We start from the raw sequence: 15,447 nt of genomic DNA, 5'->3' as shown, positions 1-15,447 counted from the left end.
ACGTTCGTGTCCGACATTCCCGACGCCGTGTCCGACATTCCCGACGCCGTGTCCGACATTCCCGACGCCGTGTCCGACATTCCCGACGCCGTGTCCGACATTCCCGACGCCGTGTCCGACATTCCCGACGCCGTGTTCAGCACTCCCGGCATCTAACGGCATGCGCGAGTGCGACCAACCCGGCATGCTGGCTGGCATGGACATCGCGAAAGCACGGGAGATCCTGACCCAGCGGCATCGCGCGGTGCTGGCGACATCGCGCGCGGACGGTTCACCCCAGCTGTCACCGGTGCTCGTCGCGCTCGACAGCTCGGGTGCTCCGGTGATCAGCACCCGCGCGCCCGCATACAAGGTGCGCAACGTCCGCCGCGATCCGAACGTGTCCCTGTGCGTGCTTCCGGACGAGTTCTTCGGTGAGTGGATGCAACTCGACGGCACCGCCGACGTCGTCGAGCTGCCGGAGGCCATGGACGGCCTCATTGACTACTACCGCACGATCTCCGGCGAGCACCCGGACTGGGACGAGTACCGCGACGCGATGCGCGCCGAACAACGGGTCCTGCTGCGGATCACGCCTACCCACGCGGGCCCCGACCGAGCGGGGTAGCCCAGCGGCGTCGAGTGGCGGGATGTGCGGCACGAATGTAGGTGCCAGGTGTCCGCGCGCCTATCTCCGCGTGTTGATCACCGACCCTGCGCTGGGGACCATGCCGACCGAACAAATCAGACAAATTTTGGGCCCACCGGCAGGGTCGGTGATCAACAAACACTCTGCCGCCCGACCAGCGGCCGCAACAAGATCAACTCGTGCTACCGACGAACCTGTCGCACACCGCATACACGTAAACCGGCCGACATTGTCGGCGTCCTGCGGCAGACTGGTCCTCATCACCCCGACGATCAAGGGACCACTTTCACATGACCAACGCGATTGTGGCAGAGGGGCTCGTCAAGCGGTTCGCCGAAACCACGGCTCTCGAGGGCATCGACCTCACCGTCGAAGCGGGTACGGTGTTCGGCCTACTCGGACCCAACGGAGCGGGCAAGACGACGGCGGTGCGCATCCTGGCGACTCTGCTCAAACCGGACGCCGGTCACGCGACCGTCGGCGGCTACGACGTCGAACGCCAGGCCCATCAGGTGCGCCAGCTCGTCGCCATGACCGGGCAGTACGCCTCGGTCGATGAGACACTCACCGGCGCGGAGAACCTGCTGCTCATCGGCAGGTTGCTTGGCATACCGCGACGTGAGGCCAAGCAGCGGGCTCGCGAGTTGCTCGACCGGTTCCACCTGACGGACGCGGCCGACCGGGCGGTCAAGGGCTACTCCGGCGGCATGCGCAGGCGACTCGACCTCGCCGCCAGCCTGGTCGGACAACCCCGGCTGTTGTACCTCGACGAACCAACGACCGGCCTCGATCCTCGCAGCAGGCTCGAGATGTGGGACCTGATCCGACATCTCGTCGCGGACGGCGTCACGGTGCTGCTTACCACGCAGTATCTCGACGAGGCGGACGCGCTCGCCGACGAGATCGCCGTCATCGACCACGGCAGGGTCATCGCAACCGGCACGCCGGACGAACTCAAGGCCAAGATCGGCGCGCAGTCGCTCGCGGTACGGCCTGCGGATGCCGACGCAGTCGTCACGGTGCGCGACATCGTCGCTGAGTTGGCCGGCGTCGAACCCGACGTCCGAGGACTACTGGTCACCGCACCGGTGACCAGCTACGACGTCCTGCCCGCCGCGGTACGCAGGCTGGACGAGGCTGGCATCGTGATCAGCGAACTCGCACTGCGCAGCTCCAGCCTGGACGAGGTCTTCCTGTCGCTGACGGGCCATCCGGCGGAAGAGACCGGCAACGGCGAGATTTCGGACAGCGAGGTCTCGGCATGACCACTCCCGAGTTGTCCCCGCGCGTGACGCCGATCGAAGGATTGCGGCAGACGTTGACGCTCGCCTGGCGCACCGTCGTCCAGGTTCGGCACAACCCGTGGGAAATGAGCGACTTCAGCATCCAGCCGATCATGTTCGTGCTGCTGTTCACGTACGTGTTCGGCGGCGCGATCTTGGGTGATACGCAGCGGTATCTCACGTTCATGCTGCCCGGCATGGTGGTGATGAACATGCTGTTCGTAACGCTCTACGTCGGCCAGGGACTCAACACCGACCTGACCAAGGGCGTCTTCGACCGGCTCCGATCGCTGCCGATCGCACGCTGGGCCCCGCTGGCCGGTCGCATCACGGCTGATCAGGTGAAGCAGCTGTGGTCGATCGTGCTGGTGCTCGGCGTGGGTGCCATCCTGGGCTTCCGCATCGGAACCAACATCGCGGGCCTGCTCGGCGCCGTGGTGCTGCTGCTGGTCTTCGCGCTGGCGTTCTCCTGGGTGGCCGTGCTGGTCGGAGTGATCGCCAAGGACCCGGAGCGAGTACAGATATTCGGCTTCACCGCGCTGTTCCCGGTCACCTTCGTCAGCAACGTCTTCGTGCCCGCCGAGACGATGCCCGGCTGGCTCCAGCCGATCGTCGACGTCAACCCGGTGAGCATCCTCGCCGACGCCTGTCGTGGCCTCATGGTCGGTGGGGAAGTGGCACAGCCAGTGTTGGGCTCGCTGCTGTGGGCGCTGGCGATCGTGCTCGTGTTCGCGCCGCTGTCGGTGTGGGCACTCAAACGCCGGGTGTGAGCCAGGGGAGCGGCTGACCTCCCGTTTCTTGCGTCTCAGCTCTATCCGCCGGATACGTACGTTGACTTATGCAGGTAAATACCTGCATAATAGCGCGGTGAACGGTGAGGCAAGGGGGATGGACGCGGTCTTCAAGGCGCTGGCCGACTCGACTCGACGGCTACTGCTCGACAGACTTCGCGAGCGAAATGGTCAGACACTGCGTGACCTGTGTGAGCGCCTCAACATGGCTCGCCAGTCAGCGACGCAGCATCTCGACATCCTCGAGCGGGCCAACCTCGTCACGGTCGTGCGGCGCGGACGGGAACGACTTCACTACCTCAACCCAGCACCGATTCACGAGATCGAGCAACGCTGGATCTCAGGCTTCGAGAAGCCCCGACTACAGGCGATCAGCGCCATCAAGAGCCAGGCAGAGGAGTACGCCATGACCACCGAAACCACATCCGTGCCGACGTATGTCTACGTCACCTACATCCGCGCGAGCGCGGAGCAGGTGTGGCACGCACTCACGGACGCCGATCTCACCGCACGCTACTGGGGACATGCCAACGTCTCCGATTGGCAGCCCGGGTCCACCTGGGAACACCGGCGCGTCGATGGATCCGGGCGCATCGACGTCACCGGTCAGGTCATCGAGGCGGAACCTCCGACGCGCCTCGTCATCACCTTCGAGGATTCCGACGAAGAGCGACCGAATGGCTCCTCGATCGTCACGTTCCTCATCGAACCGCACGAGGACATCGTCCGGTTAACCGTGACTCACGAAAACTTGCCCAACCAGGACATGTTCAACGGCATCGCGCACGGCTGGCCCAGTGTGCTGGCCAACCTCAAGTCGCTACTCGAGACAGGAGATGTTCTCCCCAACGCACCGTGGGAGATGCCGCGAGCGCACGACTGATCCGCCTTCATCCCTACGTAAGGAGCATTCGTGACCGAAACACCCCCGGCTCCGCTCACCAAGAGCGTCGCCCTATTCGAACAATCCGCCACGTACATGGTGGAGGCGGTGTCAGGACTCACTGACGAGCACCTGACGCGACCGACACCATGCGCCGACTGGAACCTACGGCCCCTCCTGCTCCATATCGCCGATGCCGCGGATGGTCTCGCAGGTCTCGCAGGCACCGGGGAGCTGAGTTTTCCGACACCGCCACGGACCGACGACGCCGACCCAGTGACCGTCGCACACGACCGGGTGCGACGGTTGTTCGACGTCGTGGAATCGGCGGGTCGGCGGAACGCTCTGGCGGATGAGCAACGCAGGTGGGCAACGACCGCCGCACACGCTGGCGCGATCGAACTCGCAGCACATGCCTGGGACGTCTACATGGCGGTCGGGGAGGACCGTCCAATCCCTACGGAGCTGGCCACTGAACTCCTGGAACTAGCCACGTCCCTGATCGACGACGACAGCCGCGAGCCGCGGTTCGGGCCAGTCGTGTCCGTTCTACCTACCGCGACCCCGAGTGATCGCTTCATCGCGTTCCTAGGTCGACGACCGGGATCAGGGGCCTAGCGGAGCCGTCAACGAGTAAGTGGAGCGCGGTCGCCACGACACTGTCGTGCTGTCGGATCGATGGCGACCGGCGTCGGAGGAAAATTCTTCAAAGAAATCCGCGAGGGGGTGTCGGATCGGGGCGATGGTGTTCGTAGCAGGGGTGAGGCCGCCCATAAGGGGCGGCGCCGAGGCTGTCTTGACACCACAGGAGATGATCTTCAGATGCAGTACCTGGTTTCCGTGATCGACGACAAGAGCAATCCCGGCAGCACGGACAGGCGGCCCGCCATCAGCGCGTTCAACGAACGACTGGTCGCCGAGGGCTACTGGGTTTTCGCGGGCGGTCTCGCGGACCCCGACGCGGCCACGGTCATCGACAACCGGGGCGAGCAGGCGGTGTTCAGCGACGGGCCTTTCGTGGAGTCGAAGGAGTACCTCGCCGGCGTCTGGGTGTGGGAAGCCCCCGATCTGGATGTGGCGCTCAAGCTCGCCACCGAGGCGTCGAAGATCTGCGACCGGAAGATCGAGGTGCGGCCGTTCCTGTGAGCGACGTCGAGGAGGCGATCACCCGGGCCCACCACGCGGAGTGGGCGCGGGTAGTCGCCGCCCTGACCAGGCGCTTCGGTGACCTCGACATCGCAGAGGAGGCGGCGGCCGAGGCGTTCGCGACCGCCGTCGAGCGGTGGCCGACCGACGGCGTACCTCCCAACCCCGGCGCCTGGCTGACCACCACCGCCAACCACAAGGCCATCGACCGGATCCGGCGCGAGAAGAAGCGCGACGACAAGCACAAGGAGGCGCGGATGGTGTACGGCGACGACTCGCTGGAACCTCTCGGCGCCATCGACGGTGCGATCGAGGACGAGCGGCTTCGGCTGATCTTCACCTGCTGTCACCCGGCACTCGCGATGCAGACCCGCGTGGCGCTGACGCTGCGCATGGTCGGCGGTCTGACCGTACCCGAGATCGCCCGTGCCTTCCTGGCGGCCGAGACCACAGTGGGGCAACGGATCACCCGCGCGAAGGCCAAGATCAAGGCGGCACACATCCCTTACCGGGTGCCGTCCGTGGAGGATCTCCCGGCACGCGTCTCCGGCGTACTCGCCGTCCTTTTCCTCGTCTTCAACGAGGGCTACCTGGCCACCGGCCCCGACACCGATCCCGTACGTCACGACCTGACCACCGAGGCGATCCGGCTCACCCGCCTGATCCGTGCCCTCCTGCCCGACGACGGTGAGGTGGCTGGGCTGCTGGCACTGATGCTCCTCACCGAGGCCCGCCGCACCGCCCGGATCTCGGCCAGCGGTGAACTAATCCCTCTCGACGAGCAGGACCGCGGGGCCTGGGACGCGGCGCTGATCGCCGAGGGCCATCGGCTGGTGCGCGAGCGCCTGGCAGCTGCCGCCACCGGGGTGGCTCCGGGGCGCTACCAGATCCTCGCCGCGATCAACGCCGTGCACACCTCCGCCCACGACATGTGCGACACCGACTGGTCGCAGGTCCTCGCCCTCTACGACCAACTCGTCCGCCTCGACCCCTCACCGATCATCGCCCTCAACCGGGCCATCGCGGTCGCCGAGCTCGACGGCCCGGAGGTGGCACTCGCGGACGTCGACCGCCTTGAGCACGGGTTGGCCGGCTATCACGCCTACCACGCCGCCCGCGCCGACCTGCTGCGCCGACTGGGCCGCGACCAGGAGTCACGCGCTGCCTACGACAAAGCCATCGACTTCGCCGGCAACACCGCCGAGACCGCCCACCTGATCCGCCGCCGCGACCGACTGCGGTGAGGATGGCTACGGGGATGGGGGATGTCGTCATCGCTGCGCACAGAGTTTACTTAACATAATGTAGCTTATCGGCCATACGGATAGTGGTGTCGTATCGCATGTGGGGAGCAGCTCGACTCCGGTCCGGGAATGCACAACACGACGTCCTGAGTGCAGGACACAACGCGCCGAACGTAGAACACAGCGTTCTGAGTGCAGGACACGACGTCGTGGGTGGCGGGGTGCGTGCTTAGCGGAGAAACCCGTAGGAGTCGGTGTTGATCAGGATGATGCTGGCGACCATGCCCCATGCCGGTGCGAAGATCCACAGGCTGTTCGTCCCGCCGATGAAGATCGCGAGGTTACGTTTGGTGTGCCCGACGTATTCCTTGTTGACAAAGTAGGCGACGTAGTACAGGACCGTGCCGTAGAACATCATCCAGAAGATGAGCAGGCCGATGATCCCTAAGGTGCGTGCCGGCATGATGTCGAAGGTGAGACCGTAGATGAACAGCAGCGACGGGATCAGCGTCACGTACCCATTGCCGGAGTCGACCCAGAACCCGAACGACTTGCGGTTGGCATAGGCGGGATCGAACAGCGAGTACGACGACCAGACCTGCGCCCAGGTGCTGGGCCGCACGATGTCACGGAACCGGATGGGGGCGGTGAAGAAGTCGATCACCCGGTCGAGTTCGCGTCCGCGGTAGTCCGTGACGAACTGCTTGTGCTGGCGCTCGATCAGGGAGATGCGCAGGTTCAGCGAGATCTCCCACAGTGCGATCATCACGTTGATCCAGGTGAACGCCACCAGAATGATCTGCCCGGCGTTGACGCCGTATCGCTCGATATGCAGGGCGATCGGTACCGCGGCGCCAGCCATGACGAACGCGGCAACGACCATCCAGACGCGGAGAAAACCGGCGCTGCGCACAGGGTGTGCCTCGGTGGACTCGGTTACTTCCAACATTGGTTCCGGGCTCCTTCGAGAGCTTGTTCGGTGAGCTGATGCAAGGTGGGACCGCGGGGGTCGTCGTTGTCGAGCCAGCGCAGGAGGGCGAACTCGGCGGCAGCGAGCACTGTGTGGACGAGAAGGCCGGGTCTGATGTCCTCGTCGGGGCATGCGCCCATCCGGTCGCCGAGGAGTTTGGTCAGCTGCGCGCGCTCGAACGGGCCGATCACGGCGACTCGGTCGAGTACATGCGGTGCTGCCCGAATCGCGGCGCGCCAGTTGCCGAGTGCCTCCTCCTCGGCGATGAATGCTCGGCTCCACCGCAGGCTCGCCTGGCACAGCGCTTCTTCGGCCGACTCGCCGCGAGGCCGTGCCTGCAGGTTGTCGACGATGGCCGCGCCTGCCCGGCGGAGAATGCCAAGCAGCAGGTCCTCTTTGCTGGTCACATACCGGAAGTACGTGCTGTGCCCGATCCCGGCGGCCGCCGCGATCTCCTCGGTGGTCACCGCGTCGAAACCGCGCTCGGCGAACAGCCGCACCGCTGCCCGTTGAATGTCGCCACGGATCTGTGCCTTCTGCCTGTCCCGCAACGATTCAGCCACGCGCGACCCCCAGATCCGGATGTGCGCGCCCGGCGACGACGGGCAGGTCCAGGCTGGACTTGATCCCGGGTGCGGCCGCGCAGACGTACGGGATGGAGTTGACGCAGTGGTTCGCGGTCGCCACGATGCCGGGATTGCGTTTCAGCCCTTCCGCGACGGTCGCGGGCTGCCAGCCCCGGATGGTCACGAAGGTGTCCGGGTCTCCCTTGATCTCGATCTCGTAGCGTTCTCCCTCGGGCCCGAATTCCCAGGCAGGCTCCAGGTTCTGCTCTCCCATCAGCCAGTTGACCGCGATCCGGACGACCGGCTGATCACCGACCATCGCGTCCCACCCGAAGCGCTGCCCCGCGACCTGGCCCGGCTCGATGACCCCCATCGGCGACTCGATCGGCGCGGCGGCCACGGCGATCTCGTGGGAGGTCTGGATCGAGGCATCGGCGAATCCGAGCGTGTCCAGACACATCCGCACCGACTGGGTGAACCCACCGGTCAGCAGACCGAGCATCGGGGATTCGCGCGCCTGCTCGGGGGTGCCGCCGAAGCCCATCACCCACCGCAACACATCGGGGGCGTCGTAGCTGCGCATGTCGGAGAACTCCTCGGCCCGCACGAACGCCACCTTCGACGACATCGCCGAGAGCACTAGCGGATGCAGATCGGTCGTCCCACCGGGATTGATGCCGATGCCGTGCAACGTGACGCCGCCGTCGACGCACGCCCGCGCCAGTTCGGCATCACGTTCGCCCGGATAGAACCAGCCGACCGGGGTGACCACGTTCCTGCCGGACCGCAGGATGCGCGCCACCTCACCCGCATTCGGGAGCAGCGGGGCATACACCACCACGTCCGCATCCAACGCCAGGATGTCCTCGACGTCGTCGGTGGCGGTGACACCCACCTGCTGCGTGCCGAGGATGTCACCGACATCCATGCCGCGCTTGGCCTCGGAATGGACGTAGCAACCGACCAGCTCCAGCTCCGGATGAGCCCGCACCGCTTCGATCGCCGCCTTGCCGACTCCGCCGGTAGCCCACTGGACCACCCGCACCATGAACCCTCCTCAGAGGTAGAGGCTCCTAATGTGAGAGAGTCTCTCTCAAGGGGGTAGGGTCTCGCAAGTGCCGTTTCGTCGAGCTCGGATTACCGCATCAGGCGCGAAGACGCTCCGCCTGCGTCGCGGCGTCGGCCACATGTGACAGCAACGTCCGCAGCTCCGCTGCCGACGCGCCGTCGTCCAACGCCGTGAGAACGTCCTCCGTCGCGCAGCGCAGCTGGAACAGCCGATCCTGCAGGTTCGCCACCTCGGCGCCGGACAGCACGACGGCGTCGTCCGGCAGTCCACCACGCTGTACGGCGGCGCGGCGTTCGTACGCCCGCTGCCGACACGCCTGACCGCAGTACCGGCGCCGCCGTCCGGCCACACCGGATTCCGGCAACCGGGAGCCGCACCACTCGCAGTGCCGTGGTCGCCCAGTCCCCTCTGCCCCAGCGCCGTGAATTTCGTCACGTGACGAATCGAGGAGAGTCCCGCTGTCCATGGCATGTGACCCTAACCAGACATCCGTCGCTTACCCGCAGGCCACGCCGACACGGCACACTGGGAGTCGTGACTTCGCGCCATCCCTACCTCGCATCGCCGGTGCCGCGCGCCTTCGCGCACCGTGGCTGGCACATCGACGACCTGCACGGCATGGAGAACTCACTGCCCGCGTTCCGCCGCGCCGCGGACGAGGGGTATCGCCACATCGAGACCGACGTGCATGCCACGTCGGACGGCGTCCTGGTCGTCCATCACGACCCGACGCTGGACCGCACCACCGACCGGGGCGGCTCGATCAGCGAACTTACCTGGTCGGAGGCCCGCCGGGCCAAGATCGGCGGTGCCGAACCGGTCAGCAGGCTTGAGGACGTCCTCGAGGAGCTACCGAACGCGCATTTCAACGTCGACGTCAAGACCGACGCCGCCGTCGAGCCCTTCCTGCGCACGATCCGACGCTGCAAGGCCGTCGACCGGGTGGCCGCGGCGTCGTTCTCCGCGCGCAGGCTCGCGAGGATCCGCAGATTCGGCGGACCCCAGCTCGTGCAGGCGATGGACCCCGTTTCCGCGGGCGTCGTCTGGGCCACCAGCAAGGTCCCGCTCGTGCCACTCGGCTTCCTCGCCAGGGGCACGATGGCGCAGGTCCCGCTGCGGCAGGGCAGGCTCACCGTCGTCTCCCCCGCCTTCGTTCGCCGCGCGCACCGCATGGGCGCCGAGGTGCACGTCTGGACGGTCGACGATGCCCCGACCATGCGAAAACTGCTGGACATCGGAGTCGACGGCATCATCACCGACCGGCCGGACATCCTGCGCACAGTGCTGCGCGAACGCGGCGCGTGGCCGCACGACGCTACCGACGAGGCGGCTTCCCCTCCCACGCCGCGCGCCACGTCTTCGGACCAAGCCGACCCGAGTCCTTGATTCCGTTCGCCCGCTGCAACGCCAGCACCGCTCGCTTGGTCTGGTCGCGGTAGCAACCCGATCCGGTGAAGGTGTAGCCGAGGTCGAAGGCGTTCATCCGCAGCTGGAAGTCCTTCAGCGCGACCGCGCAGTCGCCATAGGCGTACACCACGCCCGGCCACGGCGGCATCTCCGCTGGCCCGGTATCAACATCGGTGTCCGGCAGTGGCGGGAGCTCCCCCTCGCCACCGATGTAGGCCGCATCGGCGTAGCTCGGCACCACCTTGCTGCGCGCGTCGGAATCCTCCCGGAGGTTGAGGAAATGCCGGTTCGCGCACTCCCACGGCTGCCAGCCGCGCATCCGGTACAGGTACAGCGCGCGGTAGTCCTGCTCGGCGGGACTGGCTCGGTGCGGCTTGCCCTTCCCACCCACGCTGCGCCAGGTCGGCAGGTCGAACTGGTACGCGCCGTAGTAGCCGGTGCCGGTGTTGATGTCGTAGCGGTCGCTGGACTCACACATCCGCAGCTGGGCCCACTGTTCCCACGACGGGTCCGACGCGGCGGGCAGCGCGGTCACCACACTCGAGAACGCCGCGACCACGAGCACCACAGCACCCCGCGTGATGCCACGCAGCCAGCGATCACGACCCATAGCTCAGCACGGTAAGCAGCGCACACAACCGCCACAAGAGTCACAGCGAGCACATCAGCATCACATGCGACGAAAACAACCCAGCTGAGCGACACCCGGCATACCGCTGAACGGACGCACTCGTTCGTCGCACGCTCCACGGCAGGACTGCGAATTGGCCACGATCCGCGTGCGCATCCCCCTGCCGGCGGCGCCGACCAGTAATGTCCGCCCCACCAGACGAGACGACCTGACGAGGTGGCATGCAGAGCGACCGTGTCGGCCCCGTTCCGGCGGCCGATCCCCGAGCCCGCAAGCGCGAGCAGCGCGGCTGGTACTTCTACGACTGGGCCGCCCAGCCGATGTTCACCTCGGTCACCACGACCTTTGGCGCGTTGTTCCTCAACGCGCTGGCCACGGAGGACGCCAAACAGAACACCGCCCGCAACGGCCCCAACCCGTGCGTGACGCCGGACGGCGCCGAGAGCAGCCTGCACAGCTGCGACGTCAGCCTGCTCGGCTGGACGATGTCGGCGGGCGTGGTGTGGAACTACCTCGTCGCGGCTGCGCTGATCGCGCAGATCGTCGTGTTGCCCATCACCGGGGCGATCAACGACCGCAGCCACAACCGTAAGGGCATCCTCGGCACGCTCGCGTTCACCGGGGCGACCGCGATCGGGCTGATGGTGTTCGCGGCGGGCGACAACTGGCAACTCGCCGCGCTGCTGTATCTGATCGGGCAGGTCGCGGCGGGCGCGTCGATCATCGTGTATTACTCGTTCCTCATCGACATCGCCGATCCTGACGAACGGGACGCCGTGTCCTCCCGCGGCTGGTCGCTCGGCTACCTCGGCGGCGCGCTGGCGCTCGCGATCCAGCTGGTACTGGTGTTCGCGCACGACTCGGTCGGCATCACCCAGGGCGAGGCGGTGCGAATCGCCTTCCTGCTGTCCGGCCTGTGGTGGGCGGGGTTCACGCTGATCCCGTTGCGCCGCATCGTGCAGCGCAGCGATCCGCCACCGATCACCGAGGAACGCTCGGTACTGCTGGCAGGCTTCACGGAGCTGGGCGACACCATCCGTGGCACGCGCGCCGTCCCGCTCACGCTGCTGTTCCTCGGCGCGTACCTGGTCTACAACGATGGCGTCGCGACGGTCATCAACGTCTCCGCACAGTACGGCGACCAGGAACTCGGCTTCGGGCCCCAGGTGCTCACCGTAACGATCCTCGTCGTGCAGCTCATCGCGTTCGTCGGCGCGTGGGCGCTCGGCAGGGTCGCCGTCCGGGTGGGTGCCAAACGCACCATCCTCGGCTGTCTCGTGCTGTGGATCGGCGTGCTGATCGCCGCGTACCACTTGCAGCCTGGCGACAAGCTGATGTTCTGGGCGGTCGCCGCTGGCATCGGTTTCGTGCTCGGCGGCACCCAGGCGCTGTCCCGCTCGCTGTACAGCCAGCTCATCCCGTCCGGTAAGGAAGGTCAGTACTTCTCGCTGTACGAGATGACCGAGCGCGGGACGTCGTGGATGGGGCCGCTGCTGTTCGGCGTCATCGCGGACGCCACCGGCTCGTTCCGGCCCGCGATCATCGCACTCACGGTGTTCTTCGTCGTTGGGTTCTGTTTGCTGGCGCTGGTGCCGGTACGCAGGGCCATCGTGGCGGCTGGCAACCAGCCACCGACCCGCATCTGAGCCCGATACGCACCCCTTGTACGGCTCGTGCGATCGATCTACTACGGAGCGTTACCGACGTGATGTCCCTCATGGCCCAGGTGTTGACCGCAAAGGTTATCTGTCAAGCTGGCTAAGACAATGCTTAACCCAAACGGGGGTTATCTGCATGTCGAAGGGCACAACGTCGTCACGTCTGCGGTTCAGTGGCGTCTCAGTCCCGCAAGCTAGAGCGGCAGCGTGATGCGATACATAGTGCGCTCCGACGGTGTACTCGGGAATCCTGACGGCCTGCCCACCGTTGCATAGGGTAAGCGCCGACAGGCTGACGCGAGCCTGAACAGAAAGGAACTACAACATGGCCGACCGTGTTCTCCGTGGCAGCAGACTGGGAGCGGTCAGCTACGAGACCGACCGTAACCACGACCTCGCGCCGAGGCGCACCGTCAGCTACGCCTGCCCCAAGGACCACGACTTCGAGGTCCCGTTCTCCGACGACGCCGAGATCCCGTCGGTCTGGGAGTGCCGGCTGCACGGCACCGAGTCGAAGATCATCGACGGCACCGAGGACGATCAGAAGAAGGCTAAGCCAGCGCGGACCCACTGGGACATGCTGCTGGAACGTCGCACCATCGGCGAGCTGGAAGAGCTGCTCGACGAGCGCCTCACCGAGCTGAAGGAGCGTCGCTCCCGCAGTGCCTGATGCCTGGCGTGCGTGCGCGCACGCCGTGACCCGCGCATCGGCCCCGCATCGGCGCTAACCGTGAAGGCCCCGCAGCACATCGCTGCGGGGCCTTCACGGTAGTTGGTGGGAGTTAGCGCTTCAGGCGTCTCGGCAGCGCGGCGAGCTGCTGCCTGCGCCGCTCGAGGCCCCATCGGCCGACCTGCAGCACCGCCTCGCGCACGATGTCGCCGCTCATCTTCGACACGCCCAGCTCCCGTTCGGTGAACGTGATCGGCACCTCGGCGACGGTGAACCCGGAGCGCACCGTGCGCCAGGCGAGATCGATCTGGAAGCAGTAACCCTGCGAGGCGATGTCGTCCAGCGGCAGCTTCTCCAGCACCGACGCCCGATATGCCCGGAAGCCCGCTGTGATGTCTCTGATGCTGACGCCGAGCGCGAGCCGGGAGTACAGATTGCCGCCCCGCGACAGCAGCTGCCGCCGTTTCGGCCAGTTCACCACTCTGCCGCCTGACACGTAGCGCGAGCCGAGCACCAGGTCGGCCCGCTCCAATGCGGCCAGGATGCGCGGCAGATCCTCCGGCGCGTGCGAGCCGTCGGCGTCCATCTCAACGAGCGTGGCGTACTGCCGTGCCAGCCCCCAGCGAAACCCCGCGATGTAGGCGGCGCCGAGCCCTGCCTTCTCGGCGCGGTGCAGCACGTGCACCCGCTCGTCGGTAGCGGCGAGTTCGTCCGCCAGCTCACCGGTGCCGTCAGGGCTACCGTCGTCGACGACAAGCACGTGTCCCCTTGGCAGGGTCTCGTTGATCCGTTCGATGACGCCGCCCAGTGTGTCGCGCTCGTTGTAGGTCGGGATCACCACCAGCACAGGCACCGTGGTGTCACCGATTTCGCTCATGCAGTCCTCCCCGACTCGGCCCGGCCGCTGGGCCCTCGTCGTGAGGAACCGCGGCCACGAATCCGCCACCCTATCCGACCGAGCAACGCGGCAAGTCCGGCACCGATGATGATCCACTCCGGCCATGCACCGACGACCGTGGCGATCGTGGTGGTCTCGCGCAGCGGGACGTCAGCCACGAGCGAGTCCGCGGTGTAGAGCCCGGTTCGCTGCCGCACGCTGCCGTCGGGCGCGACGATGGCGCTCACCCCGCTGGTGGCCGCGACGACGGCGGCCCTGCCGTGCTCGACCGCGCGCAGCCGCGACATCGACAGCTGCTGGTAGGTCATCTCCCCTGGCCCGTACCAGGCGTTGTTGGTGGGGATCACCAGCAGTTCGGCCCCGTTTCGCACCGCATCGCGCAGCGGGTAGTCGTAGGCGACCTCGTAGCAGATCGCCAGACCCGCACGCACCTCACCAGCGTCGAGAACGGCCGGGCCGGTACCCCACTCCATGTCGGCGGTCTTGTCGAGGAACGGCGTGAACCACGCCGCGATCGGACGCAGCGGCACGTACTCCGCGAAGGGCACCAGCTCCTGCTTGGCGTAGCGGCCGTTCTGCCCGGTGTCAGGATCCCAGGAGATGACGGCGTTCTCGGCCTTGCCGTCATCGCGGCCGTACAGTGCGCCGATCAGCGCGGGGACGCCGAAGTCACGGACCATGGCGTCCAGCGCGGCGTCCTCGCCGACGACGGCGGTGGCGGTCTCCGGCCACACGACGAGGTCCGGCTGCGGCTGGTCACCCGCGTCGATGGCCCGCTGGAGCCGCTCGCTCTCCGCGAGGTGGTTGCGGCGAAGGACATCACGCATCCCGAGCAGGTCGAGGCCGACGTTCGGGGCGTTGCCCTGCACGGCGGCGACCGTGACGGTGCCGGACGTCGGTGCGGTGCCGATGAACGGCCACATGATCCCGCCCGCGGCGATCGGGACGACGACGGCCAGCGCGGTGGCGGCCAGCGCGCGGCCGCGCACGTGGTCGGCGGCCGCCAAGAGCAGCCGGGCGAGCCCGAAGCCGGTAAGCACCACGGCGAAGCTGACCAGCGGGACACCGCCGAGCGCGGCCAGCGAGGTGAACACTCCTTCTGGCTGGCTGAACGCGACTTTGCCCCACGGGAAGCCGTTGAGTGGCACCGCGCCGCGCAGGTTCTCTTGCAGCACCCACAGCGCCGCCAGCCACACCGCCCCGCCCGGCAGCGGGGCGACCACCGCCATCGCGGCACCCGCCAGCGCCGCGAACAGCGCCACGATCGTGCTCAGCGCCAGCCAGGGTGCGAGGCCCATCTGCGCGCCGAGGAAGTCGTTGATCCAGACGAGGTGCGGCAGCGTGAACGCGAGCCCGAACACCAACCCGAGCCCGAATCCGGCGCGGGCGCGCCTGCCGTGCAGCACCAGCCCCAACCCGGCGAACGCCAGCGGGGCGAGCCACCACAGCTCGCGCGGCGGGTGGCTCAGGTAGAGCAACATCCCGGACGCGGCGGCGGCCAGCACCCGCCCGGCGATCGGCAGCAGCCGCGCCCTGACGCGGCTCGCCGTCGTCTGCTGTGTCACCCGCGGCTCCGCGGTGCTCGTGGTGCCGTTCATGGTGC

The 15,447-nt window shown here is 67.1% G+C and carries 18 protein-coding genes; 11 read left to right on the top strand and 7 right to left on the bottom strand.

Going from position 1 to position 15,447, the window contains the following annotated elements:
• Positions 1–6: 6 nt before the first annotated feature.
• From AMYHA_RS11955 to AMYHA_RS11920, 8 genes are all read left to right on the top strand, one after another.
• Positions 7–156 (top strand): hypothetical protein, encoded by a 150-nt coding sequence (locus tag AMYHA_RS11955; RefSeq protein WP_157362037.1) that lies wholly within the window; start codon positions 7–9, stop codon positions 154–156.
• 40 nt (positions 157–196) lie between these two features.
• Positions 197–607 (top strand): PPOX class F420-dependent oxidoreductase, encoded by a 411-nt coding sequence (locus tag AMYHA_RS11950; protein ID WP_034276917.1) that lies wholly within the window; start codon positions 197–199, stop codon positions 605–607.
• Positions 608–918: 311 nt separating this feature from the next.
• Positions 919–1,893, top strand: a complete 975-nt coding sequence (locus AMYHA_RS11945; RefSeq protein WP_034270978.1) for a daunorubicin resistance protein DrrA family ABC transporter ATP-binding protein — start codon at positions 919–921, stop codon at positions 1,891–1,893.
• Complete coding sequence (locus AMYHA_RS11940) at positions 1,890–2,681, top strand: ABC transporter permease (protein WP_196776878.1); 792 nt, start codon at positions 1,890–1,892, stop codon at positions 2,679–2,681. Before AMYHA_RS11945 ends, AMYHA_RS11940 begins: the two co-directional genes overlap by 4 nt.
• A 118-nt stretch (positions 2,682–2,799) precedes the next feature.
• Positions 2,800–3,585: an ArsR/SmtB family transcription factor gene (locus AMYHA_RS11935; protein ID WP_034270976.1), complete on the top strand. Its 786-nt coding sequence runs from the start codon at positions 2,800–2,802 to the stop codon at positions 3,583–3,585.
• Positions 3,586–3,615: 30 nt separating this feature from the next.
• On the top strand, positions 3,616–4,203 hold the full coding sequence (locus tag AMYHA_RS25670; RefSeq protein ID WP_051399796.1) for a maleylpyruvate isomerase family mycothiol-dependent enzyme: 588 nt from the start codon (positions 3,616–3,618) through the stop codon (positions 4,201–4,203).
• Between the two features lie 204 nt (positions 4,204–4,407).
• Positions 4,408–4,731, top strand: a complete 324-nt coding sequence (locus AMYHA_RS11925) for a YciI family protein (RefSeq protein ID WP_034270973.1) — start codon at positions 4,408–4,410, stop codon at positions 4,729–4,731.
• Positions 4,728–5,975, top strand: coding sequence for an RNA polymerase sigma factor (locus AMYHA_RS11920; protein WP_034270971.1), 1,248 nt, complete (start codon positions 4,728–4,730; stop codon positions 5,973–5,975). The genes AMYHA_RS11925 and AMYHA_RS11920 overlap by 4 nt, the downstream gene beginning before the upstream one ends.
• Positions 5,976–6,204: 229 nt before the next feature.
• Here the strand turns inward: AMYHA_RS11920 and AMYHA_RS11915 are convergent, their stop codons facing one another.
• The 4 genes from AMYHA_RS11915 to AMYHA_RS11900 all read right to left on the bottom strand — a co-directional run bounded on the left by AMYHA_RS11915 (position 6,205) and on the right by AMYHA_RS11900 (position 9,046).
• A complete protein-coding gene (locus AMYHA_RS11915; protein ID WP_034270968.1) occupies positions 6,205–6,924 on the bottom strand; it encodes a hypothetical protein in 720 nt (239 codons plus the stop codon).
• Positions 6,912–7,508 (bottom strand): TetR family transcriptional regulator, encoded by a 597-nt coding sequence (locus tag AMYHA_RS11910; protein WP_034270966.1) that lies wholly within the window; start codon positions 7,506–7,508, stop codon positions 6,912–6,914. The genes AMYHA_RS11915 and AMYHA_RS11910 overlap by 13 nt, the downstream gene beginning before the upstream one ends.
• Positions 7,501–8,559: an NAD(P)H-dependent amine dehydrogenase family protein gene (locus tag AMYHA_RS11905; protein WP_034270963.1), complete on the bottom strand. Its 1,059-nt coding sequence runs from the start codon at positions 8,557–8,559 to the stop codon at positions 7,501–7,503. Before AMYHA_RS11905 ends, AMYHA_RS11910 begins: the two co-directional genes overlap by 8 nt.
• A 97-nt stretch (positions 8,560–8,656) precedes the next feature.
• On the bottom strand, positions 8,657–9,046 hold the full coding sequence (locus tag AMYHA_RS11900) for a hypothetical protein (protein ID WP_231104715.1): 390 nt from the start codon (positions 9,044–9,046) through the stop codon (positions 8,657–8,659).
• Positions 9,047–9,114: 68 nt separating this feature from the next.
• On the opposite strand from AMYHA_RS11900, the gene AMYHA_RS11895 reads away from it, so the two are divergent.
• Positions 9,115–9,966: a glycerophosphodiester phosphodiesterase gene (locus AMYHA_RS11895; protein WP_084037119.1), complete on the top strand. Its 852-nt coding sequence runs from the start codon at positions 9,115–9,117 to the stop codon at positions 9,964–9,966.
• On the opposite strand, the gene AMYHA_RS11890 is transcribed toward AMYHA_RS11895, so the two are convergent.
• The gene (locus AMYHA_RS11890; protein WP_034270960.1) at positions 9,896–10,597 is read right to left on the bottom strand and encodes a transglycosylase family protein; all 702 of its coding nucleotides are present in this window, start codon (positions 10,595–10,597) and stop codon (positions 9,896–9,898) included. The genes AMYHA_RS11895 and AMYHA_RS11890 overlap by 71 nt on opposite strands.
• Positions 10,598–10,839: 242 nt before the next feature.
• On the opposite strand from AMYHA_RS11890, the gene AMYHA_RS11885 reads away from it, so the two are divergent.
• Positions 10,840–12,264, top strand: a complete 1,425-nt coding sequence (locus AMYHA_RS11885; protein WP_034270957.1) for an MFS transporter — start codon at positions 10,840–10,842, stop codon at positions 12,262–12,264.
• 337 nt (positions 12,265–12,601) lie between these two features.
• Complete coding sequence (locus AMYHA_RS11880) at positions 12,602–12,946, top strand: RNA polymerase-binding protein RbpA (protein ID WP_034270954.1); 345 nt, start codon at positions 12,602–12,604, stop codon at positions 12,944–12,946.
• Between the two features lie 112 nt (positions 12,947–13,058).
• On the opposite strand, the gene AMYHA_RS11875 is transcribed toward AMYHA_RS11880, so the two are convergent.
• Positions 13,059–13,823 carry a polyprenol monophosphomannose synthase gene (locus AMYHA_RS11875; protein ID WP_034270952.1) on the bottom strand — a complete coding sequence of 255 codons (765 nt, stop codon included), beginning with the start codon at positions 13,821–13,823 and terminating at the stop codon, positions 13,059–13,061.
• Positions 13,820–15,442 carry an apolipoprotein N-acyltransferase gene (gene lnt / locus AMYHA_RS11870; protein WP_034276906.1) on the bottom strand — a complete coding sequence of 541 codons (1,623 nt, stop codon included), beginning with the start codon at positions 15,440–15,442 and terminating at the stop codon, positions 13,820–13,822. Before lnt ends, AMYHA_RS11875 begins: the two co-directional genes overlap by 4 nt.
• Positions 15,443–15,447: the final 5 nt, after the last annotated feature.

Source organism: Haloechinothrix halophila YIM 93223, assembly GCF_000504245.1.
In the GTDB taxonomy this organism is placed as follows: Bacteria; Actinomycetota; Actinomycetes; order Mycobacteriales; family Pseudonocardiaceae; genus Haloechinothrix_A; species Haloechinothrix_A halophila.
Note: the sequence above shows the minus strand (reverse complement) of the source record. Positions and strands in the feature narration are given on the sequence as shown.

Bases quoted from the DNA above. Each gene is read 5' to 3' on its own strand.
- AMYHA_RS11950 (WP_034276917.1), top strand. From the start codon at position 197: ATGGACATCGCGAAAGCACGGGAGATCCTGACCCAGCGGCATCGCGCG.
- AMYHA_RS11875 (WP_034270952.1), bottom strand. From the start codon at position 13,823: ATGAGCGAAATCGGTGACACCACGGTGCCTGTGCTGGTGGTGATCCCG.
- AMYHA_RS11905 (WP_034270963.1), bottom strand. From the start codon at position 8,559: ATGGTGCGGGTGGTCCAGTGGGCTACCGGCGGAGTCGGCAAGGCGGCG.
- AMYHA_RS11915 (WP_034270968.1), bottom strand. From the start codon at position 6,924: ATGTTGGAAGTAACCGAGTCCACCGAGGCACACCCTGTGCGCAGCGCC.
- AMYHA_RS11925 (WP_034270973.1), top strand. From the start codon at position 4,408: ATGCAGTACCTGGTTTCCGTGATCGACGACAAGAGCAATCCCGGCAGC.
- AMYHA_RS11885 (WP_034270957.1), top strand. From the start codon at position 10,840: ATGCAGAGCGACCGTGTCGGCCCCGTTCCGGCGGCCGATCCCCGAGCC.
- AMYHA_RS11900 (WP_231104715.1), bottom strand. From the start codon at position 9,046: ATGGACAGCGGGACTCTCCTCGATTCGTCACGTGACGAAATTCACGGC.
- AMYHA_RS11935 (WP_034270976.1), top strand. From the start codon at position 2,800: ATGGACGCGGTCTTCAAGGCGCTGGCCGACTCGACTCGACGGCTACTG.
- AMYHA_RS11945 (WP_034270978.1), top strand. From the start codon at position 919: ATGACCAACGCGATTGTGGCAGAGGGGCTCGTCAAGCGGTTCGCCGAA.
- AMYHA_RS11890 (WP_034270960.1), bottom strand. From the start codon at position 10,597: ATGGGTCGTGATCGCTGGCTGCGTGGCATCACGCGGGGTGCTGTGGTG.
- AMYHA_RS11880 (WP_034270954.1), top strand. From the start codon at position 12,602: ATGGCCGACCGTGTTCTCCGTGGCAGCAGACTGGGAGCGGTCAGCTAC.
- AMYHA_RS11940 (WP_196776878.1), top strand. From the start codon at position 1,890: ATGACCACTCCCGAGTTGTCCCCGCGCGTGACGCCGATCGAAGGATTG.
- lnt (WP_034276906.1), bottom strand. From the start codon at position 15,442: ATGAACGGCACCACGAGCACCGCGGAGCCGCGGGTGACACAGCAGACG.